Genomic DNA, 24,675 nt, shown 5'->3' with positions numbered 1-24,675 from the left:
CGCGGTCGCCTTGTCTCCGAAGCGGCGACCTCGTTCGCACGTGTGACTCAGTCGTGCGGCAGACTCACCGCATACAAATACCATGCATCGTGGGGCAACCACTGTTCGGTCCAGCGCCAGTCGTCGTCGCGACCGGTTTGCGCATAGCCCAGATTGAAAGCGATACCATCCTCGTCGTCCAGTCCTGCGGTGATTCCATTGATGATGGCGCCAGGCGCACTGGTATATTCGTAAGAACGGAAGAACATGTATGGCGCGTTGCGCTGGCCGCTGCCCATCAGCATGCTGGTGTTGTAAGGATTGCGGCCGAGAATCCAGTGCAGCTGGTTCCAAGCGTAAGCTTCCAATTGCATTTGGAAATGGGCGTCGTCGGCAAACAGCGGTTCGGCCATGCGCGCGGCCGCCGCGAGTGAAGCAAGTCGCGCGTTCTCGCCCTGCCACCAAGGCGCCGCCTCCGAATCGTGCGGGAAGAAGTACGCGGTGCGCACCGTGCCGTTGCCCATGCGTATCAGTTGCCGCGCATAACCGAACGGATTGTTCGTTTCACTGGTAACGCTCAGCTCATAACGCAACGACCGGCCCACCGCGTCGCGAACGGTGCTTCGCTGCGTCGGCGATGCGATGAGGTCGTATTCCAGCAACGCGATTACCGGCAAGCCGGCGTCGGTAGGATGAAAGAACGGACGCGTCTCTGCGTCGGCGCGCCAATAGTCCTTTTGGCCGCCATGCGTGGTCAGGCGCGCCATAAGGCTTTGCGCGCGGCGATCCGCAGCGTCGCGCCAGGTTTCATCGTGCGTCGCGCGATAGAGCTCCGTCGCGGCGAGCAGCGCGCAGTAATCGTCGACGATATTTTCGACGCCATCGTTGGTCAGCGCTTTATTGTGCGTATCCAGAAAACGATAGGCGTCTTCCGCCGTGCGCAGATAATCCTGTCGGGTGAAATCGCCATCGGCATCCATGGTGCTGGCGAGCGCCAACGCGGCGATCGCCATGCCGCCGCCGGCGCGAAAGCTCGACTCGTAAGCGTGCGGTCCGCGCGCGGGTTGCTCGACACGCTGTGTCGTATCGTTGGCGCTGCGTTTGATCTGCGTGCGCCAATTGGGATCGCCAATCACACGATCCTGCGGCAACTTGTCTTTGCCAGGCGCGTCGATCGATTCATAGAACGATCCATCCGGCCGCTTGTCGCGCACCAGAAAATCCGCACCGAACAAACCTTCATCCAAAAGGCGACGCAGATACTGCTGGAAATTCGGATCGCGCCGCGCATCCAGTTGCTGGTAACTGCGCAGCAAACTCCATACGACGAGCGGTAGTTGCTGCGTATTGAAATACGAGGTCAGATTCTGATGCGACAGATGGATGCCGTAATCGCCGGTAGCGTCGTACCAGCCGCCATGGATATCCAGCGTGCCTGACTCGCCACCGGGTCGCGGCAAGCGGCGATCCGCTTTATCCATCAAGCCACTGGCGCGCTGACCTTTGAAGTAATAGATGACATTGGAAAGGGTGTTGCGCTCGAGCACATCGTCCTGCACGAGGAATTCGTCGGAACGTATGCACGCACCTTTTTCCTGTAGCGCCAGGTAATAGCGTCCCGGCGATTTCATCGAGGAGAAATCGGCGCGCCAATAATGCTGTTTACCCCATTTACCCACCGGGCCGGTGTCTTGCAACGTGCCTGTGTAGACCGGCTTTCCGGTAAGCGTGTCGATGACCTGAAATGCCTGCAGTGATCGATCCGGTTCGGCGGACACGATCGCTTGTTTGGATGCCTGTCGCTCGTAGCCGACTTGATCGACCAGAATCGTCGGCTCCGTAGCCCACGCCTGCAACGCGTACACACCGAGGCAGGCCACCATCCATCGCACAGCAGACTTCATTCGGTAGCTCCTGCAAGGCGCCAGCAACGCCGAATCGACGCTGCTGGTTTTATTGCAATCGACTTCCCCTAGAAAAAAAACGGACCTGGCAAAAATCGCCAGGTCCTTGGCGGGGAAGAAGAAAGGCGGTGCTTTACATCAGAACTTGAAGTGCGCTTCGAGCATGAACTGACGACCGGTTACATACTCTTCGGACAGCTGCGTCTTGCTGCCCAGGTAGGCGTAGTACTTGTAGTTGAGCAGGTTCAACATATCGAGCGTGACCGAGAAGTTCTTGTTGAACTGGTAAGCGACCGAACCGTCGAGTTCCTTGAAGCCGTCGACGTAGGTAGCCGGCGCACCCGCCACATAGCCACCGGCGAGGTAGCTGCTGCGATAGTTGTACGAAATGCTCGCGCTGTACGGACCTTGTTCGAAGTACGGCGCGATGTTGTACGCGTTCTTCGAGTTGTAAGGCAGCAGACCGCCCGAACGCGTGGTGCCGTCCGAGTAGGTGTAGTTCGCACGCAGACCGAAGCCCGTGTCGCCGAACGCTTGCTGATAGCTCAGCGTGCCGCCCTTGACCTTGGCGCGACCACCGTTGACCGGCGCGGTGACGTCATAGTTACAAACGCCTCCCGCCGTACATTGACCGGTCGCAACCAGTGCGGCCGCACTCTGTGCGAAGCCAGGAGTCGTCCACGAACCATTGATGCGGGACTGCGTCGTCGCCGAGTTGACGATGTAGTTCAGCACGTCCTTGTAGAACACCGACGCCGCAACGACCGACTGGTTGTTGAAGTACCACTCCGCCGACGCATCGAAGTTCGCCGAACGATACGGCTTGAGGTTGGGATTACCGGCCGTTGCCGTCAGCACCGTGTCGTTGGCTTCGAAGTACGGAGCCATCTGGTTATACGGCGCATAAGCCACCGTTTCCGACGCCGCACCGCGCAGGATGAAGTCCGGCGTGATGTTCCAGGCCACGTTGACGGCCGGGAGTACGTTAGTGAACGTGGTTTTCTGCGTGATGTAGCCAAAGCCGGGCGGGAAGGCGCAATTGAACGTATCGGCGGCCGCGCAGTAACCCGGGACGTTGTAGCCGGACGAGGTGAACTGGGTATGCACGAAACGCACGCCGAAGTTGCCGTGCACGACGTCGTTACCGAAGTTGCCCTGCGCGTAGGCGGCGGTGTTTTCCTGCTGCACGCCCCATGTGTTGTCGTAGTAGACGTTGGCGTCTTTGTTCGCACCGAAGCCCGGCGTGCTGAGCACGGCGTTCTTGATGGCGTTGAGTCCGGCCGTCTGAACGTGCTGCACGAAGCTGTTGGAAAGGCCAAGATCGCTCGCGCCGGAAAGATTGGTCAGACCACCGTAGCCGATCTCGTTCAACGTCAGCTGCTGCGGACCGGTGTAAGCCTGCTCGACCTGGCTTTCCCAGTGACTTGCGTAACGCACGCCGACCAGCAATTCATTGAAGAATCCGTCGAAGTCCTTGGTGAAATCGACCTGGCCGTAGGTGTCTTTCGCCTTGTAGAGAATGGTCTCTTCGTTACCGCCCCAACCATTGTCCGCCCAATAGTTCGGATTGTTGGCGGTGCTCGGATCCGTAAACTGCACGCCCTGATTGATGTTCCAGGTGAACGGACCGCCGTAGAAGATTTCCTTGATGAACGACGTCATCGGGTTCTTGGAGGTGCTGATACCGGCATTGCCGGCCAACGACCAGCCGTCACCGTTGTAACGCGCCTTCCAGTCGATGCCCTTGGTGCTGACCATCGATTGACGCGCATAGTTGTCGGTGAAGGTGTGCGCGGTACTGGCGCAAGCAAGGTTGTTGAAGCAGGCGGCGCCCGCTTGCGTACCGCCTACGATGATGCCGTTCGGACCTTCGACGAGCGAGGTGATGCCGCCCGGCGCGTGCGTCGCCCAGGGGTACATCGATTGGTTGGTGTTATCCAGACCGTCCTTCATGTACAGCAAGCTGAGCGAGGACTCGAAATTCTGGTTCGGTCGATACTGCAGATTCACCAGCACGCTGTTGCGCTTTTCGGTCTGCTGGAAGTTCGCAGCACTGAGCTGGTTCGGGATCTGATCCGTCGGCTTGATGGCGCCAGAATTGATTTCGTTCTGGATGGCTGTGTTGCCAGCCGCCAACGCAGCGGTGTTCACGGAAGCCACGCTGCTATAGCCGTAGTTTTCCATGCCTTCGCGCGAGGTGTAGAGCTCGTAGTGCTGCGCGGCGACGTCGACGCCGAAGGTCTTGTCGCTGTTGTGCCACGAATAGAACACCGAACCATTCGGGCGCTGGTTGCCGACCATGTCGTTGTAGTTGACGCCGAACGAGCCGCTAAGCGTGCCCGAAGCGACATCGAGCGGTTGCACGGTGTGCATCAGCACGGTACCGCCGAGGCTGCCCTCGACCACGCGCGCTTCCGGGCTCTTGAGAATTTCCAACTGGCCGAGGAATTCCGCCGGCAGCAACGAGTAGTTGAAGCCGCGGTTCGGGTTGTCGCCGAACAACCAAATCGCCTGCGCGACCGGATGGCCGTCCAACAAGCTCACGTTGAGGCTGGGGTCCATGCCGTCGATGCTGACGCGCTGGGTACCGGGAATGCTGCGGTCTAGCGTGACGCCGGGAACCTGCGCCAACGCTTCGGCAACGTTGGTGGCAGGGAATTTACCGATGTCGGTAGCGGTGATGGCGTCGACGATGGCGTCGGCGTTGCGCTTGGTATCCATCGACGCCTGCAAGCTGGCGCGAATGCCGGTGACCGTCACCGTCGCCAGCTGTTTCGCATTGGCTTTCTCGGCCTGTTGCTCGGTTTGGTTTGCGCTGGTGGCGGGTTGCGCCTGCGTGTTGTCCTGCGCGTACAGAGCGCCGGACAAACAAAGCCCAGTGATGATGCTCGCGGCTAGTAGAGTCTTACGATGTGACATGACTTCCTCCCCTCAGAGGCGTTTTCAGCACGGAATATGTTCGCGGCATGTCCGTACTGCGTGGCGTATGGGCTTGCGCCCGGTTCGTTTCAATAAACCTCGTTTTGCATCGTTCGACACGCTCATCACTGAGCGTGCTGACCATCCAAATACAGGCCGGCGGCGCCAATGACGCCGAGCTGGCCGTGATCCATCAGCCGTACAGGTACCTGTTGCAAAAAAGGGCGCATGACGCCTTTGTTGAAAAAACGCTCGGCAAAAGTGCTCGACAAAAGCAGATCGCGAATCTGCGGCAGGATGCCGCCGGCGAGATACACGCCGCCGCGCGCGCCGTAGAGCAGCACGAGATCGCCGACAAAGCTGCCGAGCAATCCGCAGAACACGTTCAACGCTTCCACCGCCGCCGCATCGGTGCGTTCCACGGCGCTACGCGTCACGTCGGAAGGCAACTGCAAATTCGGTTTCGCGCCGCGCAAGGTGCAGATCGCGTTGTACAAATTCACAAGGCCCGGACCGGACAACGCATGCTCATAGGAGACATACGCACGATCGCGCGCCAAGAACTTGAGAATGTCGATTTCCAGTTCGTTGCCGGGTGCGAGCGATACCTGCCCCGCTTCGGTCGCCAACACCGTGGCGTGCGGCTTGCCTGGAAAAAGCACGGCCGAACCTAGACCTGTGCCCGGGCCCATCACCAGCACCGGGCCGTTCGTTTGCGGCGCACTGGTCTCGATCACCGGAATGGTGTCGGACTGCGTCATGAATTGCGTGGCGTACGCCACCGCTTCGAAATCATTGATCACCGCCAGCTGCGCGATGCCTAGGGTTTCGCGGATATCGCGAATCGACACGGGCCACGGCAGGTTGTCGTTGACGATGGAGTCGCCCAACACATAACCGGCGCTCGCCACCGCGCACTGCTCCACGCGCGTGCCGGCGCTGAGCTGCTCGACGAAATCTTTCAGCACCGCGGTAAGGCTGGGCCATTCGGCGCAGGCGTAGCGGCGGTATTCCAGCACCGTCACGGGACGGCGACCATCGGGACGCGGACTTACAAGCCCAATGCGCGCATGCGTACCGCCCACGTCGGCGGCCAAAAAGGCCAGCTCCCGCGTCGGTGCCGATTGCGCTTTGCCATGAACGACAGCCTGAACCACGCCCCCTCCTCACGCTTTGTGTCGTGCGTGCCCTACTTGATTCGTAGAGCTTCCCCGCTTGGCACGACTTTGATGGCGGAGTCTGGTCATGAATGACAACGCTGTCAACATGCCGTAGAACGGGTTCTTTCGCGGCGTTTGCCGCGCCGCGAAACGGTTTGCGATGTGGTTGCAGATGAAATTATTTAACTTATTGACAACAAATGATTTTGTTACCAATCATGTAGGACAATTGGCCTAGTACCCACGCTGTTGCGGCGCATCACGAAAAGACGCCGCTTCGGTCGAAATGACGCACGTTGTCGGCGCCATCTGACGCCATTGATTGACAACGTTGTGCCTTGAGGACAATAAAGGCCGTTACGGTGATGTCGGTTGTCGACATCGGGTCTATGCACGGGGAAAACGCTACATGTCGTCCACCACTTACACCGCCGACGCGTCACGTTCGTCGACACTGCTGCCAATGATGATCATCGGCGTGCTGTTCTTCATCATGGGCTTTTTTACGTGGCTCAACGGGCCGCTGATTTCGTTCGTGAAGGTGGCTTTTATGCTGGATGACATCAACGCGTTTCTGGTGCCGTTTGCGTTTTACGTTTCTTACTTTGTGCTCGCGTTGCCGGCAGGCGCGGTGCTCAAGCGCACGGGCATGAAAAAAGGCATGGTTTTAGGCCTTTTCATCATGGCGATCGGTGCGGCGGTGTTCGGCGAATTCGTGCGACTTCGCGTTTATCCGGGCGCGTTGACGGGGTTGTTCGTAATCGGCGCAGGCTTGTCGCTGCTGCAGACGGCGTCCAATCCGTACATCAGCATTCTCGGCCCGATCGAAAGCGCAGCGCAGCGCATCGCGTTGATGGGTATCTGCAACAAAGTGGCTGGCGCGCTGGCGCCGCTCGCCTTCGGTGCGTTGGTGATGACGGGCATCGACGCATTTCTCGATCAGATCACCAAGATGGCGACCGGCCCGTCGCGCGATGCCTTGCTCACCGAATTCGCCGCACGCGTTTTTTGGCCTTATATGGCGCTGGCGGGACTGTTGGTGGTGTTGGCGATCTGGATTCTTCTTTCCTCGCTGCCGGAAATCAAACCGTCCGGCGCGAACAGCGAACGCTCGATCGGTCACAGCAAGGGCGGCATTTTCAGCTTTCCGCATTTGTGGCTGGGCGTGCTGTGTCTGTTCTTGTACGTGGGCGTGGAAGTGATGGCCGGTGACGCCATCAACACGTACGGACAGGGTTTCGGTCTGCCGCTGCGCATGACCTCGCATTTCACGACGTACACGATGGCGGCGATGCTGGCCGGCTACGTGCTTGGCTCACTGCTGATTCCGCGCGTTATTTCGCAGCAACGCTACCTCGCCGTGTCTGCAGTGCTCGGCGTGCTGTTCGCCTTGGGCGCGTATGTCACGCATGGCCTCACGTCGGTCGCGTTCGTGGCCGCACTGGGCTTTGCCAACGCCATGATGTGGCCGGCGATTTTCCCGCTGGCCATCAAGGGTTTGGGCAGTCACACCGAGCTGGGTTCGGCCTTGCTGATCATGGGCATCGTGGGCGGCGCGCTATTGCCGCAGGCATTTGTGCATTTGAAGCAATACATCGATTTCCAGCTCGCGTTCGTGATTGTCATCGTGCCGTGCTATCTCTACATCCTGTACTACGGGCTGCGCGGCCATAACGCAGGTAACCATGCCGGCTAAGGCGCTTTCGTGACGTCAGGCTCCAGCCCTTCCGCCATCCACACTAGACCCGGTCACTGGGCTACGATGCCCATCCGACACCCGGGAGGAACTCTCGTTGCACAGCCCTACCATCAAGGATGTCGCCAAACACGCCGGCGTTTCGTTGAAGACGGTTTCCCGCGTCATCAACCACGAAGCGGCGGTACGGCCCGAGACCCGCGAAAAGGTGGAACGGGCGATCGAGCAGCTTGGCTATCGTCCGGACCCTTCCGCACGCAGCCTGCGCAGCAGCACGCACTCGTATGCCATCGGACTGGTGTACGACAACCCGAACGCGCACTACGTCATCGATATGCAGAACGGCGTGTTGTCGGCGTGCCGCGCGCGCGGCTTCGGGCTGCAGATTTATCCCTGCGATTCCACCGAGCCCGGCCTGGCCGACGAGCTGGTGTCGCTGGTGCAACGCGCACGTCTGGCCGGATTGATTCTGGCGCCGCCGATGTCGGAGCAATCCGCGTTGCTGGCGAAGCTGAAAGCGCACGACGTGGATTTCGTGCGCATCATCGCGGCGCGCGAGGACCCCAAGGACGGCATGCCGTGCGTGTATGTGGACGACCACGACGCGGCCTACGCGATCACCGAGCATTTGATCCAGCTCGGTCACACGCGCATCGGTTTTTTGTGGGGCGAACCGCATCATCGCTCCAGCCCGGAACGCTATCAGGGCTACGCGGATGCGTTGAAGGATTACGGCATCGCGCTCAACCGCAAACTGATTCTTCCCGGCCGCTACGCGTTCGACGATGGTTTCCGCGGTGCGCGCAAATTGCTCGCGTTGAAAGAACCGCCCACGGCGATCTTCGGCTGCAACGACGAAATCGCGGCTGGCGTATTGGCCGCGGCGCGCTCGGCGGGTTTGGACGTGCCGTGGGATTTGTCCATCGCCGGTTTCGAGGACAGCCCGTTCTCCAAACAGGCGTGGCCCGCGCTGACAACCGCGCGGCAATCGACCAGCGAAATCGGCCAGCATGCCGCACTGCATTTGATCGACGGTTTGCAGCAACGCGAAACCGAAATCGTCAACGAAGGTTTTATGCCGGAGTTGGTGGTGCGCGGATCGACCGCGCCGCCGCGCCAGACGTGACGAAGACACTCTCTCTCCCCTTCGGGGAGGGGGTTGGGGTGAGGGGTCAATCTAGCCAAATTCCCACCTCAATAAGTTTTAGAAAGTTTTTTATTCATTTCCACCGCACTTGCCAGCGCTACGGCGAGGCTCCCCCCCTCACCTCAATCCTCTCCCCGAAGGGGAGAGGAAGCACTGCATGGTGCACCCCCTATTTTTGGAGCTTCCATGAAATCCGCTCGTGACACGTTGATGTACAACGAGGCGCAGGAAAGCGCCGCCACTGTCGAACGACAGCTTGCGCAGAATGCGTCCCTGCTCAAAGCGCTCGGCGAACGCCTGCGCGCGAATCCGCCGCGCTTTATCGTGACGTGCGCGCGCGGAAGTTCCGATCATGCGGCGGCCTACGCGAAGTATGTGTTCGAAACGCGGCTCGGTCTGGTCACGGCGTCGGCGTCGCCGTCGATTTCGTCCATCTACGATGCGAACCTGAAACTCGATGGCGCGCTGTTTGTCGCGATTTCGCAATCGGGCAAAAGCCCGGATCTGCTGCGCAGCGCCGAAGCCGCGAAGCAGGCGGGCGCGTATGTGATCGCATTGGTGAACGTGGAAGATTCGCCGCTCGCCGCATTGGCCGATACCGTGATTCCGTTGCGCGCCGGTCCCGAACGCAGCGTAGCCGCCACCAAGAGTTATCTCGCCACGCTGGCCGCCGTGTTGCAGCTGACGGCGTATTGGTCGAACGACGACGTGTTGCACGCCGCGATCGCGCGTCTGCCAGACGATCTTCGTCGCGGCTGGGAAAGCGATTGGAGTCCGTTGGAACAAGGTCTCGTCGACGTGCACAACTTGTTCGTGGTCGGCCGCGGTTACGGTTTCGGCGCGGCGTTGGAAGCCGCGCTCAAATTGAAAGAAACCTGCGGACTGCACGCGGAAGCGTTCAGCGCCGCCGAAGTGAAGCACGGTCCGATGGCGTTGGTCGGCGAAGGCTTTCCGGTACTGTTCCTCGCGCAGGACGATGGCACGCTGGAAAACACGCTTGCCGTCGCGGCGGAATTTCGCGCGCGCGGCGCACGCGTGTGGGTGGCCGCGCCCGGTGCGGAAGGTCCCGATGCGTTGCCGCTGCCTACCAATATCGCACCCATCGTGACGCCGTTGCTCGCCGTGCAAAGTTTCTATCGCGCCGCCAGCGCCTTGTCGCTCGCGCGCGGTTACGACCCGGATGTTCCGCCGCATCTGCGCAAGGTCACGGAGACTGTGTAATGCCGCCGAATCCGTTAATCGCTCTGGTCAATGGTCGCGTACTCGGCGATCACGGTCCGCGTGAAGGTTTGGCTGTTTTGGTGCGAGGCAAACGTATCGTTGCGATCGTCGCGCACAATGATGCGCGTATCGCCGACGCGCAGAAGCACGATCTGAAAGGCAGCCTTCTACTGCCCGGCTTTATCGACGTGCAGGTCAACGGCGGCGGCGGATTGTTGTTCAACGATGCGCCGACGGTCGAAACTTTGCGCGGCATCGCCGAAGCGCATCGCACCTACGGCACCACCGGCATGTTGCCGACCTTGATTACGGACACCGCCGAAGTGATGCACGCCGCCTTGCAGGCGGTGGACGATGCGATCGAACAACGCGTACCGGGGATTCTCGGCATTCATGTGGAAGGCCCGTTCCTCGCCACGGCGCGCAAAGGCATTCACAACGCCGATTTGTTCCGCCATCCGAACGACGACGATGTGGAAGCGTTGATCGCACCGCATAAGGGCCCGGTGATGTTGACGCTTGCGCCGGATCAGGTACCGCCGCACGTGATCGCGCGATTGAGTGGCGCCGGCGTTGTTGTCGTCGCGGGCCACACGGGCGCCGATTACGCCACCACGCGCACGGCGCTCGATGCGGGCGTGTGCGGATTTACGCATTTGTATAACGCCATGACGCCGCTCAGCAGTCGCGATCCCGGCGTAGTGGGTGCGGCGCTGGACGATCCGTACAGCTGGTGTGGCTTGATCGTCGACGGTCATCACGTGCACCCGGCGACCTTGCGCGTCGCGATCGCCGCCAAAACGCGTGGCAAGTGCGTGCTGGTGACCGACGCGATGCCGCCGGTCGGCAGCGACAATCCGGAATACGTGCTCAACGGTCAGACGATCGTGATGCGCGACGGTATCTGCCAGAGCGAAGCAGGCGTGTTGGCCGGCTCCGGTTTGGATATGGCAAGCGCGGTACGCAATGCGGTGCACATGCTTGGTCTTCCGCTCGCGGAGGCATCGCGCATGGCGAGCAGCTATCCCGCCGCATGGATCGGGTTGGATCGCACGCACGGCCGGATCGCCGCGGGATATCAGGCGGATTTCGCCGTGATGGACGATGCGTTGACCGTGCGCGAAACGTGGATGGCCGGCGTGCCTCACGCCGTCGGTTGAACGGAATCCTTGCAGGTCGGCGTTCGCCAATGCGACGCCAACCTGCACGACTCACGCACGCATATCACTGATACACGTGCAACCGATTGAAGATCCATCCGTAATACGACTTCACCAAAGCTTTGTCGTCGCAATCGGCGTACAAGCCGTTGCAACGCTCGCGTAACGACGTCAGCGCGGAAAAATACGGGTCCATCGGCAATCCCGCCGCCTTGAGCACCATGCCGGGTAAATGCGCGATATCCAACATCGGATACGTCGGCAGCGGCGCGCCGGGCACGTTGCTCTTGATCATGTAGTACGTGAGGTAATCCTGATACGGCGTCAGCGCCGGCGGCAGCGTGCGCGGCAACGTGTGCATCAGATTGTCGAACGACGGCTGATGATCGCCGAAGTGCACCAGCACCGTCGGCTGCTCGCGGTCGAGGAAGTTGTGCTCCAGACCCTTCATCGCCACATCGGAATCGTGCACGCGCTGCAGATACGTGTCGAAGTTCAACGCTGCATCCGGCGGCAAGCCCTGCAACAAGTTTTGAAATGGCTTCGGCAACGTCGACATCGGATCGTCGTGTGGGCCGTGCTGATTGATGGTCAGGATCATCATAAAGATCGGTTGACCGGGCTTTTTCAGCTTGTCGTAAACGCGCTTGGCCGCATCGAACATCTGCGCGTCGGTTTCGTCCCAATCGTCCAGGCCCAACTCGCCGGCGCCATAGAAGTGGTCGACGCCATACGACTTGTACGCATCGTGCCCGTTGAGGAATTCGCCGTGCGTCGGATAGATGGCGACGGTGGTGTAGCCCAGTCGCTTCAGCAGCAGCGGCAACGAATCGCGCACATGCGGGGCGAGCACGTACGGCGCATACATGCCGCCGGGTCCGAAAATATCCTGCGGCATACCCGTCAACGCAGCGAATTCGCTGACCCAGGTGCCGCCGCCGAAGGTATGCACGCGCATCACGCCTGTGCCGCGCGTGTTCGCATCGGGTTTGAACATGTCCAGATGACATTCGGGCACGGTGCAATGCGTGTACGGCGCGGGATCGAAGGTGCTTTCTTCCAGCACCTGCACGATATCGGGATAACGGCTGGGATTGATGCCCGCAGGCACGTCCGTCGCCGTGGATTGCCAGTCGTGCTCGGCCGTCGCGTCGTCCGCCGTGGCCGGCACATGCACACTTGAATCGCGCAGATTGACGAAGAAATTCGTCAGCGCTGCATCGTCGGACATTTTCTCCCACGTGCCGCGCGCGTGAACGCGTTCGAACGGCCCTGTCGGAAGCAGACACAGCCAGAACACCGCCACGCTGAGCGCAACGCCACCGGCGCGTAGCAAAGTGCGCGGCGCGCGACGCCAATGCACGAACAACTGTTTATCGCAATACCACGCTAACCACAGCACGATGGGCACGGCGATGACCACGCAAAGGCCGACGCTGTAGATATTCGGATAACGCCGCAAGGTTTCGAACAAGCTGGAGCGCACGTAGTACACGAAATCCGCCGGCATCAGCGGCGACTCCAGATACTCTTCCTTCAACACCGTAATGCCGCGCAAGAGCAGGAACAGTCCGCTGGTGAAGACCAGCGCGAACGCCATGCGCACAAATACGAAGAGCGAAACACCGAACACGCAGAACATCAGCGATAGCACGAACAGGCGTTGTTCCAGCAAAGGTTCCTGCCACGCGGTAAACCACACGCAGATGGCGAAAAAAATCCATGCACAGACCGCAGTCAGGCTATTTCGCGTAGCGCGAAATGGTAGTAACGGCATGTGTGGGCTCCCCCTGCTAGGGCGCCGCTTGGGCGGCGCCTTATTCTGTTTGTCAAAATGGCGTCATTTTAGTGCCATTTGGCCACCAAACAGATGCCCGTCCCCACGCGGAATGTCACCCGTATCTGCTAGGTTCATGCATTCCACCTGCCCCACCGGAAGCCCCATGCTCCAACGTTCTCGCCGCCTTACCGCGCTGGTCGCCGCCCTGTTGCTGGCCGGATGCGCCAGCCATCCGCATCAGGAACAGTCCCCGGCGCCGCCGGTACCCGATGGCGTGCGCGCGGACGTGGCGATCCTGGAAACCACCGATCTGCATTCAAACGTGCTGGGTTACGACTATTACAAGCAAAAGGCCGACCCCACCCTGGGTTTCGACCGCACCGTCACCCTGATACGCAAGGCCCGCAATCAGTTCACCAATAGCCTGCTGTTCGATGCCGGCGACACCATTCAAGGCAGCGTGCTGGCCGATTACCAGGCGCAGGTGCACAAGGTCGGTTGCGACGAAGAACTTGCGATTTACAAAGCGATGGATGCCGTGGGCTACGACGGCGGCACCATCGGCAATCACGAATTCAATTACGGCCTGCCGTTCCTGTCGCAAGTGACCGGCACGCCGATGAACGTGGACGGCGGCAGCGCGCAGCGTTGCGCGGGACCGCACTATCCGCTGGTGTTAGCGAACGTCAACAGCGCGCGCGACGGCAAGCCGATCTTTCAGCCGTGGACAATCATCCATCGCAAGATGGCCGCATTTACGCCGGATGGCAGCCAACTCAGCGTGCCGATGAAGATCGCCATCATCGGCTTTGCGCCGCCGCCGATCATGCAATGGGACAAGCTGAATTTGCAGGGCAAAGTCACCGTCACCGGCGTGGTGGAAGCGGCGCAGAAATACATGCCCGAGATTCAAGCGCAGCATCCGGATCTGGTGATTGCGATTTTGCACGGTGGTCTCAACGCCGCGCCGTATACGTCGGATATGGAAAACGGCGGTTGGCATCTCGCCGGCGTGGCGGGCATCGATGTGTTGCTGCTCGGCCACGAACATACCGATTTCCCCGGCCCGCGCTTCGCGCACATGCAGGATGTGGACGACGAACACGGTTTGGTGCGCGGCGTGCCGGCGGTGATGGGTGGATTCTTCGGCAAGGATCTGGGCGTGATCCGGCTTGCGCTGGTGCATCAACAAGGGCGCTGGACCGTCGACAAAAGCAAAAGCTTCAGCCAGGTGTGGCCGATTTGTCCGCCGCTCATGGTGGCTGGCAAACCCACCGTTTCGCCGTCCAACTGCGTGCAAGCCGATCCGCAAATCAAACTGGCGACCGACAAAGTGCATCAGGCCGCCATCGCCTACGTCAATACACCGATCGGCCAAAGCAATGTACGCATGAGTACTTATTTCGCTGACGAAGGCGATATGAGCGCACTCGCGCCGGTGAATGCGGCGCAGATCGATTACGTACGCAACGCCTTGCGTTCTTCGCACCCCGAGTTGGCGAATACGCCCGTATTGGCCGCCGCCGCGGCGTTCCGCACCGGCTTCGGCGGTCCGGACGATTACACCGATGTCATGCCGGGACCGCTGACCCTGCGCAGCGCGGCGGATTTGTATTTCTATCCCAACACGCTTGCGGCGGTGAAGATCGACGGCGCACAACTCAAGGCGTGGCTGGAAGCATCGGCGGGCCGTTTCAATCGTATCGATCCACATGCAACGGGCGAACAATCGCTGATCAACGAGAAGTACTCGGGCTTCAACTTCGATCAGATTCAAGGAGGTATCGGTTACGTGATCGATGTATCCAAGCCCGTCGGTCAGCGCATCGAGAAACTTAGATACAACAACAAACCGGTATCGCCTTCGCAAAGTTTTATCGTGGTGACCAACAACTATCGCGCGAGCGGCGGTGGACATTTCCCTGGCTTGGACGGCAGCAATATCGTGCTCGCCGCGCCCGATGGCACGCGCGATATTCTTGCGCGCTGGTTGCAGGCGCATCCCACGCTCGGTGCGAACGACCTACCGCCAGCATCGTGGCATTTCGCGCATCTGAAAACGCGCGGCGCAGTGGTATTTACGTCGGCCAGCGACAAGCAGTCGATCGCGCAAACCGATGGGTTGAGCGACGTGCAACAGGTTCGCGATAACAGCGATGGCACGGCGGTTTACGCCATCGATCTATCGCACTGAACGCATAAGGTTTCTTGTGAAACTTTCCCGCCGAAACCGTCATGCCATAGTTTCATGTCGCAACTGTTGACAGTCGCTGCAGCGCACAACTATTGTCGAGCCATGTCACACGCATCCGCGCCAGCACGCAGCTTTATCGCACCGGTCAACGCCGGTCGTGCTTGCGTTGCGGTGACAACGATTAGCGTCATTACGACGATTACGACCACTACCGGAACCGGAACGACCGGGTTCGGGGTGGTTTCTGTGCGCGAATAAAGTCTTAATCGCAAACGGTCCCGCCCTCGACGAGGCGGGCCGGCGCAGACCGAAACCCGCCAGCGAGATCGGGGCCTCTACGGAGGCTGTCATGGAAAGCTGTGCATCACTCATCGCCGAACACCCACACCGCCTGCCGCCTTTGCAGGCTGCGACGGCGCGCCGACGCACGCTGGCCGTGGGTTTGATCGGCCCTGGACGAGTAGGAAGCGTGTTGCTGGCTCAATTACGCGCGGCGCAAGAACGTCTGTTGCGCGAAGCCGGATTGGAATTGAAGCTCTGCGGCGTCGCGGCGAGTCGACGCATGTGGCTCGATTGCGACGACCCGGAACTCAACGCGCAACACGATGCGCAAACCTGGCGCCCCACCGATCTGGATCAATTCGCCGCCTACATGCGCGGCGACGATGGACGTCACGCCATGCTGATCGATTGCAGCGCGAACGATGCCGTGGCGTCGCACTATCCGTATTGGCTCGCGTCCGGTTTGCACGTCGTGACGCCGAACAAATTGGCGAGCAGCGGTCCGTTATCGCGTTGGCAAGCAATTCGCGCCGCGAGTATGCACGGCGGAAGGTTCCGTTATGAAGCAACCGTGTGTGCGGGATTGCCCGTAGTGCAAACGTTGCGTGATCTGCTCGATACCGGCGATCAGCTGCTTTCGGTCGAAGGCATGTTTTCCGGCACGCTCGCATGGTTATGTTGCCAATACGACGGCACGCGTCCCTTCTCGACGCTGGTGGGCGAAGCGCATGCGCTGGGTTACACGGAGCCCGATCCGCGCGACGATCTTTCCGGCGTCGACGTTGCGCGCAAGTTGGTGATACTGGCGCGCGAAGCGGGCTGGCCGCTTTCGTCGCACGATGTAGCCGTGGAAAGCCTGGTGCCGCGTTCGCTGATGGACGTGTCGCTGGACGAATTCATGGCCAGACTGGATGAGCTGGACGTCCCCATGGCCGTGCGTCTGGCGGAGGCAAAAGCTGAACAGGGCGTGCTGCGCCACGTCGCCAGCCTGGATCGCGATGGCCGCGCCCAGGTGCGTTTGCAGGTGGTCCCCGCATCGCATCCGTTCGCACATACGCGGCTTACGGATAACATTGTGCAATTCCGCACGCAGCGTTACCGCGATAATCCGCTGCTGGTGCAGGGCCCCGGCGCCGGTCCGGAAGTGACGGCCGCCGGGGTGTTCGCCGATTTGCTGCGCATCGCCGAGTCGCTGGAGGTGCGCGCATGAACGCTCCTCTTGCCGTGAAGTCATCCATGTCATCGCAACGCCTGCAAGTCGCATCCGCCACGGCCTTTGCCAGCATCGGCAATGTCGGCGTGGGTTTCGACATCCTCGGACATTGCATCGCCGGCGCTGGCGACCGTGCCGAAGTGCGGCGCATCGATGCGCCCGTCGTACGCATCGCCGGCATACAAGGCTGTGTGGAAGTACTGCCTACGGACGCCGCGCAGAACACGGCCGGCGCCGCGTTGATGGCCTTGCGCAAAGCGCTCGGTTTGCAACACGGATTCGAAATCGTGCTGCACAAAGGTATTGCATTGGGATCGGGCATGGGTGGTTCCGCGGCATCGTGCGTCGCCGCGTTGGTGGCAGCGAATGCCTTGCTGGAACGGCCGCTGTCGCGCGAATCGCTTTACGGTTTCGCGATGGAAGGCGAAGCCGTCGCCAGCGGCGGACGTCATGGCGACAACGTCGGGCCGATGCTGTTGGGCGGACTGGTGCTCGCCACGCGCGATCGACTGGTGCGTTTATCGGTGCCACCGTCGTGGCATTGCGCGTTGGTGCATCCGCATGTCGTGCTCGAAACGCGCAAGGCGCGTGCAGCACTCGCTGGCGATTACGCATTGAGCGAATTCGTCGCGCAGTCCGCCAACCTTGCGCTGGTGCTTGCCGGCTGCTGGCGCGGCGATGCGGAACTGGTGCGCGAAGGGTTGAAAGACGTGCTGGTGGAGCCGCGCCGCGCGCCACTGGTGCCCAATTTTGCGCGCGTAAAGCAGGCGGCGCTGGATCACAAAGCGATGGGCGCCAGTATTTCCGGCGGCGGTCCCAGCGTGTTCGGCTGGTTCGAACATCGCACCGAAGCCGAGGCCGCCGCGGTCGCGATGCGCAGTGCGTTCGCCGACGCCGGATTGGATAGCGACAGCTTCGTATCGCCGATCGACGGACCTGCAGCAACATTGCTTCCCGCCGTCGACACCGGAGAACATGCATGAGCGCAGCGTTGCGATACCTGAGCACACGCAATGCAAACACGCATGCCACATTGAGCGAAGCGATTGCAGCGGGGCTTGCGCCGGACGGCGGATTGTACGTGCCCGAACGCCTGCCAACGCTAAGCCCCGAAGATTTCAGTGCCGGCGGCACGCTGGCCGACACCGCCGCCACGCTGCTCAGCCCGTTCTTTGCTGGCGATGCGCTTGCCGGCGAATTGCCTGCCATCTGCGCCGAAGCGCTAACGTTTCCTACGCCATTGCGCGCGCTGACGCATCATCCAAAAACCTTGGTGCTGGAGTTGTTTCACGGCCCCACCGCGGCATTCAAAGATGTTGGCGCGCGTTTTCTAGCAGCATGCCTGCGCCGAGTGCGCAGCGATGCGTCCAATCCACTGACGATACTGGTCGCCACTTCCGGCGATACCGGCGCGGCCGTCGCCGCGGCGTTTCATCGACAGCCCGGCATCGACGTCGTCATTCTCTATCCCGACGGTCGCGTGTCGCCGCGACAAGCCCACCAGCTCGGCTGTTTTGGCGACAACGTGCAAGCACTGCGCGTGCAAGGTCGTTTCGACGATTGCCAGCGCATGGTGAAAGCCGCGTTGAACGATGCGGCATTGCAAGCGCAATCGCCGCTTTCTTCCGCCAACAGCATCAGCCTTGGACGTCTGCTTCCGCAGATGAGTTACTACGCGCATGCGTCACTCGCGTGGTGGCGCGAGCATCGCGAGCCGCTGAATTTGATCGTGCCTACCGGCAACCTCGGCAATGCCTTGGCCGTGGTGTGGGTACGCGCGATGGGATTGCCGATTGGAGCGATCCGGTTGGCTTGCAATGCCAACACGACGCTTCCGGATTTTTTTGCGGGCGAGGATTACACGCCACGCCAAGCCGTGGCGACACTGGCCAATGCGATGGATGTGGGCGCGCCCAGCAATTTCGAACGTTTGCAATGGACGTATCCGGATAACCAAGCATTGCGCGCGCAGTTCCGAGCGCAAAGCGTGGACGACCGAACGATTGCGGCGACCATCGCTCAGCATGCGCGCGAACACGACGAAGTATTTTGCCCGCACACGGCGACCGCCCTGCATCTGCTGGATCAGTATCGTGCGGCGGGCGACGATTTACCGTGGGCCGTTGTAGCCACCGCACATCCGGCGAAATTCGAAAGCGTGGTTGAGCCGTTGATCGGCCGCTCGGTCGACGTGCCGTCTGCGCTGGCGGCGATGCTGCAACGCTCGGCGTCAGCGGAGTCGATGTCAGCGGAAGATGGCGCCCTGCGCGGATGGCTGTTGGACAAAGCTGCGCAGCACGTCGAGATTTAAACTCCGCCTCCCGTCATTCCGGCGAAGGCCGGAATCCAGTGCAAACACGTTGTGCGAAGCACTCAATACAAAAAATAATGTGTCCTTCGGACGCATTTTCATACTGGATTCCGGCCTTCGCTGGAATGACGTGAGGCGAGAACCCAACTACTCGGCAAGCGCTTCACCGTTGCTTTCGATGACCTTCGCATAAAACTTCGCCGAAGCCTTCGGTGTACGTTTCAGCGTCGCATAATCCACGTGATACAAACCAAAGCGCTTGGCAAAACCCAGCGACCACTCCAGATTGTCCAGCAACGACCACGCGTAATAGCCCTTGAGATTCACGCCCGCTTCGACGCACTGATGCAACGCGCGTAGATGATCGCGCAAATAGGCGACGCGCTTTGGATCCTTCACGACGTCGCCTTCCGCCACCGGCGGATCGTAAAACGCGGCGCCGTTTTCGGTGATGTACAACGGCAGATTGCCGTAACGCGTTTTGAACCACATCAGGGTGTCGATCAATCCCTGCTCGTAGACCTCCCAGTCGGTTTCCGTATGCGTGACATGTTTTTGGTGCACGCGTGATGCCTTGCACGGGTAACCGTTATCGTCGTGCTTGACCACGGAGCGCGTGTAGTAATTGATGCCCACGAAATCTACCGGCTGTTTCGTAAGCTGGAAATCGTCTACGGGGAAATCGGGCCACGCGTCACCAAAAATTTCTTTCAGTTCCGGCGGATAGGATCCAAGCAATGCAGGGTCGGCGAATTGCTCGTTCATATACGCGTGCGCACGACGCGTCGCGGCGACATCTTCTGGACGTTGCGACGCGGGGTACTTCGGCTCGATATTGAACACAACACCGATCTCATGTCGCCCCACCGAGCGATACGCCTGAATCGCGGCGCCGCTCGCGCGCATCAGATTATGTGCAGCAATAGGCGCTTCGTATTTGCTGCGATGCCCTGGCGCCAGCGCGCCGTTCAAATAGCCGCCGTCCGTCACGACCCACGGTTCGTTGATGGTGGACCAAAGCTTTACGCGACCGTCCAACGCCTTGAAGACCACACTCGCATACTCGGCAAACCAATGCGCGCAATCGCGGCTCAACCATCCGCCGCGATCGTCGAGCGCGGCAGGCATATCCCAATGGAACAAGGTCGCATTGGGTTCGATGCCGTTTTCGAGCAGTTCGTCGACCAGGCGCGAGTAGAAATCCAACCCTTTCTGATTGATGCGACCCGTTCCCTCCGGCAGCACACGACTCCACGACAAACTGAAGCGATAGCCGTTAAGGCCGAGCGCACGCATCAGCTGCACGTCGTCCTTGTAACGGCGATAGTGATCGCAGGCGATATCGCCGTTATCGTCATTGGCCATCATGCCCGGCGTATGCGCAAATCGCTGCCAGATGCTGGGACCCGCGCCATCGGCCAGGGGCGAGCCTTCGATCTGATAGGCCGACGTGGCAGCGCCCCAAACGAAGTTGGCCGGGAAGCGATAGCTGCGAGTCATGATGCGAAACTCTCCATGCCGCAGTGCGGCTTGATGTAACTAATTACGCGGCGAGAATAGCCCAACGCTGCATGTAGATGGGGCAATGCAATTCGATGGCGACTGTCAGTCTTGAGCGAGTGCGCAAGGTCTATCCCAACGGCCATATCGGCGTCGATAACGCCAGTTTCGATATTGCGGACGGCGAATTGCTGGTGCTGGTGGGCCCTTCCGGCTGCGGCAAAACCACCTTGCTGCGCATGATCGCCGGATTGGAACCCATCACGTCGGGCTCGCTGCGCATCGACGGACGGACCGTCAACGACATCGCGCCGAAAGATCGCGATGTGGCGATGGTGTTTCAGAATTACGCGCTTTATCCGCACATGACTGTCGCGGAAAACCTGGGCTTTGGGCTGCATCTGCGCGGCAAACGGCAAGACGAGATCGACCGCCGCGTGCATGAGGCGGCGAAATGGCTGGAGCTGGAGCATCGCCTGGATGCTCGACCGGCAGCGCTGTCCGGCGGACAACGTCAGCGCGTGGCGCTCGGACGCGCGCTGGTACGCGAACCTAAAGTGTTTTTGCTTGACGAGCCGCTTTCCAATCTCGACGCACGGTTGCGTTTGTCGATGCGGGTGGAAATCGCGCGACTGCACCGGCAGCTCGGCACCACCACGATTTACGTTACGCACGACCAGGTGGAAGCGATGACCCTGGGCGAGCGCATTGTGGTGTTCGACGGCGGCAAGATTCAGCAGATCGACACGCCGATGAATTTGTACCACCAGCCGGCGAATCTGTTTGTCGCGGGCTTTCTCGGCTCGCCGGCAATGAATCTTCTGCGTGGGCGTTTGCTGCCCGAAAACGGCTGGCATCTGTCGATGCCGCACGCATCGATACCGTTGCGCTTGTCGCCACAGCAAGAAGCTGCGTTGCAGACTTGGAACGGAAGCGAAGTCGTACTCGGCGTGCGCCCGGAAGATCTCCAGCCGACGGCATCGAACACTGCCGCGCTGGAAGCAAAAGTGGAAGTTATCGAGCCCGTGGGCAACGAGATCTTTCTCAATCTGCGCTTCGGCGATAAAGCGATTGTTTCGCGCGTACCGCCTCACGATGTATCCGCGCCCGGCAGCGTCCTGCAGCTGAGTATCACCACCGACCGCCAGCATTTCTTCGATGCGGAAAGCGGAACGCGCATTGTGTGAGGACCCTCGCGGCATCGCACACCTAGCCTTTTACGCTGCCGAGCAATAAGCCTTCCAGGTAATAACGCTGCAGAGCCAGAAACAACGCCAATACCGGCACCACGGTGACGACCGAGCCGGCCATCATCAGCTCGGCATCCTGCGCATGTTCGCGCGCTAACGATGCCAGCCCTAGCGGCAAGGTGTAATGCTCCTGCCCTGTCAGCACGATCAATGGCCACATGAAATCGTTCCATGCGGTGAGAAAGGTGTAGATCGCCAGCGTCACCATGATCGGTTTCAGCAAAGGAAGCACGATGCGCGAGAAGATGCGCCACTCGCTCGCGCCGTCGATGCGCGCCGCCTCCAGCAATTCGTCGGGAATGCCGCGCGCATACTGGCGAACGAGAAAAATACCGAACGCGCTCGCCATTGCCGGCACGATCACGCCGCCGTAGTTGTTCACCAGGCCAATGGGTTTCAGCATTAGAAACAATGGCAGCATCGCCACTTGCGCAGGGATGGCGAGCATGCCGATCACCGCCTTAAACACCGTGTCGCGCCCTGCGAATCGCAGCTTTGCGAACGCATACCCCGCCATGATGTTCAACGCAAGCGATAGTACGGTGATAACGACGGAGACGAGCAAACTGTTGAACAGATAGCGCCCCATACCCGCCCGCACAAACAATTCCTGATAGTTGTAAAGCGTGGCATGCGCCGGCAACAGCGGCGGTGGCAGCGCGCTAGCTTCGCTCGGATGCATCAACGATACCGACAACATCCACAGCAATGGGAAAAGCGCAACGATCGTGCCGCCGATCAGCAAGCCATTGATCAGCGCTTTGGCGATGCGCGGATTCATGCCTCGCTCTCCTGTCGCCCGAAACGCAGCATGCAAGCGGTAACAACGAACATGATCACAAACAGCAGAAAAGCGATGGCCGATGCGGAACCGAGGTTCCACCATTTGAAGCCTTCGTTGTACATCAGATACAACACGCTTACGGTGCTTTCCAGCGGACCGCCCTCGGTAATCACGTACGGCTCGGCGAAGAGCTGGAAGTAGCCCGACACGGTAAGTATCCCCACCATCAACAAGATGGGCGCGAGCATCGGCAGCGTGATGTGGCGGAACTGCTGCCACGCCGATGCGCCGTCGATACGGGCCGCCTCGTAATAGTCGGCGGGTATCGCCTGCAAACCCGCCAGCAGAATGATCATGTTGTAGCCGAAGTTCTTCCACACCGCGAACAGGATGATCGCAGGCATCGCCCAATGCGGATCGCCCAGCCAATCGATGGGGTGGATACCGACTCCGGCCAAGACGTAGTTCACCAAGCCGTACTTGGTATTGAAAAGATACCGCCACACCACCGCGACAGCGACCACGGTGGTCACGACGGGCGCAAACAAAGCGGTGCGAAAAAAGGGTTTGCAGCGCGCCAAGGGCGAATGCAGCAGCAAGGCGGCGCATAGCGAGACGATCATCGACAACGGAACCGCTACGACGACGAAATACACCGTATGCCACAAAGCCGCCCAGAACAGGGGCCGATGCAGCAGCGCCCAGTAGTTGCCGAAGGCGACGAAGCGCAAGTTATGCAAATCCGCCAGCGCATAAAGATCGTAGTCGGTGAGGCTCAATACGAACGCCCCGATCACCGGCACGAGAAAGAACACGCCCAACACGATGGCCGCCGGCGCCAGAAACATCCATGCCGCGTGCTGCCGATTCATAGCGATACACCGGCGTGTTGAGGACGATCGAGCATCCAGCGCCGCTTTTCCAGAATGCGATCCGCGCGCTTATCCATTTCGGCGGTCGCCTGATCGATGGTGAGATCGCCTGCGACAGCCTGCGCCGCGACAAGCTGCATCTCGTTGACGATCTGTTCCCACTCCGGCACCGGCGGCGTTGGCTTCACGCGCTCCAATTGTTCGCGGAATGCTTGCGCTTTGGGGTCATCTCGAAGGCTGCCCTGACTCCAGGAGCTGCGTCGCGGCGGCATGTCGCCAAGCAAGTCGTAGAAGCGATCTTGCACCTGCGGCCGGGAAAGGTATTCGACCAACTTCCATGCCGCGTCTTTGTGTTCGGATTTGCGAAACACCACCAAACTGGAACCGCCTGCTACCGATGCACCGGGACCATCGGGACCTGGCAGCGGCGCCGTATCCCAGTCGTCTTGTTCAGACGCCGGCAAACGCTTGCGGAATTCGCCGATATTCCACGGTCCGGAGAAATAAAAGCTGTACACGCCGCGACCGAATTCCGACCACGGATTGCCAGCCTCGATATTGGTGATATCGGGCGCCTCGTGCATGCGGAACGTATCGACGTAAAACGTCAGCGCACGCTTGAATCCTGCGCTTTCGAAATTGCCGTAGCGACCGCCGTCGCGCAAGAGCGAATCCGGCTGCTGCAACGCCAGCGCCGTAAGCTGATCGTATTCGTTCGTCGGCAGCAAAATGCCGTACCGATCATGATCGGGATGACTCAACGCCGCCAGCATGCGCCGCCACTCCGACCAGTCGCGCGGTGGCGCATCGAAACCTGCGGCCTTCAACATATCGCGACGGTAAAACAACAAGCGCGTGTCGACATACCACGGAATGCCATACGCAACGCCGTCGTAGACATTGGTCGACCAGATGCTGGCGAAATAGTCATCCGGACGCACGACCTGCGACGTCGCCACACGCGCCTGCAAAGGCTGCAAAGCGCCCAGCGCCACAAATTCCGGCATCCATGTATTGCCGATTTGCGTCATGTCGGGCGTGGAGTCGCCTGCGAATGCGGTGAGCAATTTCTGATGCGCCGCCGTTAGCGGCAGCTGCTGCAGGACGACATGGATATCCGGATTTTCGCGTTCGAATTCCGGAAGGAGTTGGGTGATCGCCTCGCCTTCCCTGCCAATCGTCCAGAACGTAAGCGTGTGCGAGTCTGCGTGCTGCGGCGCGCACGACGTCAGCCAAGCAACAATCATCGCCGCGCCCATCACGCGCCACAGCGTCTGCACTAGACGAACTCGTGACGGGTATC

At 60.3% G+C, this 24,675-nt stretch carries 17 protein-coding genes; 9 read left to right on the top strand and 8 right to left on the bottom strand.

Annotated features, from left to right (window positions below):
- Window positions 1-47 precede the first annotated feature (47 nt).
- From L0U79_RS04205 to glk, 3 genes are all read right to left on the bottom strand, one after another.
- Window positions 48-1,883, bottom strand: coding sequence for a glycoside hydrolase family 9 protein (locus tag L0U79_RS04205; protein WP_233840632.1), 1,836 nt, complete (start codon window positions 1,881-1,883; stop codon window positions 48-50).
- 138 nt (window positions 1,884-2,021) lie between these two features.
- On the bottom strand, window positions 2,022-4,802 hold the full coding sequence (locus tag L0U79_RS04200) for a TonB-dependent receptor (protein WP_233840631.1): 2,781 nt from the start codon (window positions 4,800-4,802) through the stop codon (window positions 2,022-2,024).
- Between the two features lie 125 nt (window positions 4,803-4,927).
- Window positions 4,928-5,959: a glucokinase gene (gene glk, locus L0U79_RS04195; protein ID WP_233840630.1), complete on the bottom strand. Its 1,032-nt coding sequence runs from the start codon at window positions 5,957-5,959 to the stop codon at window positions 4,928-4,930.
- Window positions 5,960-6,371: 412 nt separating this feature from the next.
- Here glk and L0U79_RS04190 point away from each other — a divergent pair, with 412 nt between their 5' ends.
- The 4 genes from L0U79_RS04190 (at window position 6,372) to nagA (ending at window position 11,186) form a co-directional block, all read left to right on the top strand.
- Window positions 6,372-7,658 (top strand): sugar MFS transporter, encoded by a 1,287-nt coding sequence (locus L0U79_RS04190; RefSeq protein WP_233840629.1) that lies wholly within the window; start codon window positions 6,372-6,374, stop codon window positions 7,656-7,658.
- Window positions 7,659-7,755: 97 nt separating this feature from the next.
- Entirely contained in the window at window positions 7,756-8,784 is a 1,029-nt protein-coding gene (locus L0U79_RS04185) for a LacI family DNA-binding transcriptional regulator (RefSeq protein WP_233840628.1), read from the top strand.
- A 207-nt stretch (window positions 8,785-8,991) separates the two neighbouring features.
- On the top strand, window positions 8,992-10,026 hold the full coding sequence (locus L0U79_RS04180; protein ID WP_233840627.1) for an SIS domain-containing protein: 1,035 nt from the start codon (window positions 8,992-8,994) through the stop codon (window positions 10,024-10,026).
- Window positions 10,026-11,186, top strand: a complete 1,161-nt coding sequence (gene nagA, locus L0U79_RS04175; RefSeq protein WP_233840626.1) for an N-acetylglucosamine-6-phosphate deacetylase — start codon at window positions 10,026-10,028, stop codon at window positions 11,184-11,186. Before L0U79_RS04180 ends, nagA begins: the two co-directional genes overlap by 1 nt.
- A gap of 64 nt (window positions 11,187-11,250) precedes the next feature.
- Here the strand turns inward: nagA and L0U79_RS04170 are convergent, their stop codons facing one another.
- Window positions 11,251-12,963: an LTA synthase family protein gene (locus L0U79_RS04170; RefSeq protein ID WP_233840625.1), complete on the bottom strand. Its 1,713-nt coding sequence runs from the start codon at window positions 12,961-12,963 to the stop codon at window positions 11,251-11,253.
- 166 nt (window positions 12,964-13,129) lie between these two features.
- Here L0U79_RS04170 and L0U79_RS04165 point away from each other — a divergent pair, with 166 nt between their 5' ends.
- The 4 genes from L0U79_RS04165 to thrC all read left to right on the top strand — a co-directional run bounded on the left by L0U79_RS04165 (window position 13,130) and on the right by thrC (window position 18,966).
- Window positions 13,130-15,160 carry a bifunctional 2',3'-cyclic-nucleotide 2'-phosphodiesterase/3'-nucleotidase gene (locus tag L0U79_RS04165; RefSeq protein WP_233840624.1) on the top strand — a complete coding sequence of 677 codons (2,031 nt, stop codon included), beginning with the start codon at window positions 13,130-13,132 and terminating at the stop codon, window positions 15,158-15,160.
- A 349-nt stretch (window positions 15,161-15,509) separates the two neighbouring features.
- On the top strand, window positions 15,510-16,652 hold the full coding sequence (locus tag L0U79_RS04160; RefSeq protein WP_233840623.1) for a homoserine dehydrogenase: 1,143 nt from the start codon (window positions 15,510-15,512) through the stop codon (window positions 16,650-16,652).
- Window positions 16,649-17,638 carry a homoserine kinase gene (locus L0U79_RS04155; RefSeq protein ID WP_233840622.1) on the top strand — a complete coding sequence of 330 codons (990 nt, stop codon included), beginning with the start codon at window positions 16,649-16,651 and terminating at the stop codon, window positions 17,636-17,638. The genes L0U79_RS04160 and L0U79_RS04155 overlap by 4 nt, the downstream gene beginning before the upstream one ends.
- Window positions 17,635-18,966, top strand: coding sequence for a threonine synthase (gene thrC, locus L0U79_RS04150; protein ID WP_233840621.1), 1,332 nt, complete (start codon window positions 17,635-17,637; stop codon window positions 18,964-18,966). Before L0U79_RS04155 ends, thrC begins: the two co-directional genes overlap by 4 nt.
- Before the next feature lie 147 nt (window positions 18,967-19,113).
- Here thrC and L0U79_RS04145 read toward each other — a convergent pair whose 3' ends face one another.
- Entirely contained in the window at window positions 19,114-20,466 is a 1,353-nt protein-coding gene (locus tag L0U79_RS04145) for a GH1 family beta-glucosidase (protein ID WP_233840620.1), read from the bottom strand.
- 95 nt (window positions 20,467-20,561) lie between these two features.
- Between L0U79_RS04145 and ugpC the strand changes: the two genes are divergently transcribed.
- Window positions 20,562-21,653: a sn-glycerol-3-phosphate ABC transporter ATP-binding protein UgpC gene (ugpC, locus tag L0U79_RS04140; protein ID WP_233840619.1), complete on the top strand. Its 1,092-nt coding sequence runs from the start codon at window positions 20,562-20,564 to the stop codon at window positions 21,651-21,653.
- 22 nt (window positions 21,654-21,675) lie between these two features.
- Here the strand turns inward: ugpC and L0U79_RS04135 are convergent, their stop codons facing one another.
- The 3 genes from L0U79_RS04135 to L0U79_RS04125 are packed head-to-tail and all read right to left on the bottom strand — an operon-like array spanning window position 21,676 to window position 24,652.
- Window positions 21,676-22,497 carry a carbohydrate ABC transporter permease gene (locus L0U79_RS04135; RefSeq protein ID WP_233840618.1) on the bottom strand — a complete coding sequence of 274 codons (822 nt, stop codon included), beginning with the start codon at window positions 22,495-22,497 and terminating at the stop codon, window positions 21,676-21,678.
- Entirely contained in the window at window positions 22,494-23,372 is an 879-nt protein-coding gene (locus L0U79_RS04130; RefSeq protein WP_233840617.1) for a sugar ABC transporter permease, read from the bottom strand. The genes L0U79_RS04135 and L0U79_RS04130 overlap by 4 nt, the downstream gene beginning before the upstream one ends.
- Window positions 23,369-24,652, bottom strand: a complete 1,284-nt coding sequence (locus L0U79_RS04125; RefSeq protein WP_233840616.1) for a sugar ABC transporter substrate-binding protein — start codon at window positions 24,650-24,652, stop codon at window positions 23,369-23,371. The genes L0U79_RS04130 and L0U79_RS04125 overlap by 4 nt, the downstream gene beginning before the upstream one ends.
- Window positions 24,653-24,675: the final 23 nt, after the last annotated feature.

The organism is Dyella sp. 2HG41-7 (assembly GCF_021390675.1).
GTDB lineage: Bacteria > Pseudomonadota > Gammaproteobacteria > Xanthomonadales > Rhodanobacteraceae > Dyella_B.
This window is presented reverse-complemented; position numbering and strand designations above follow the sequence as displayed.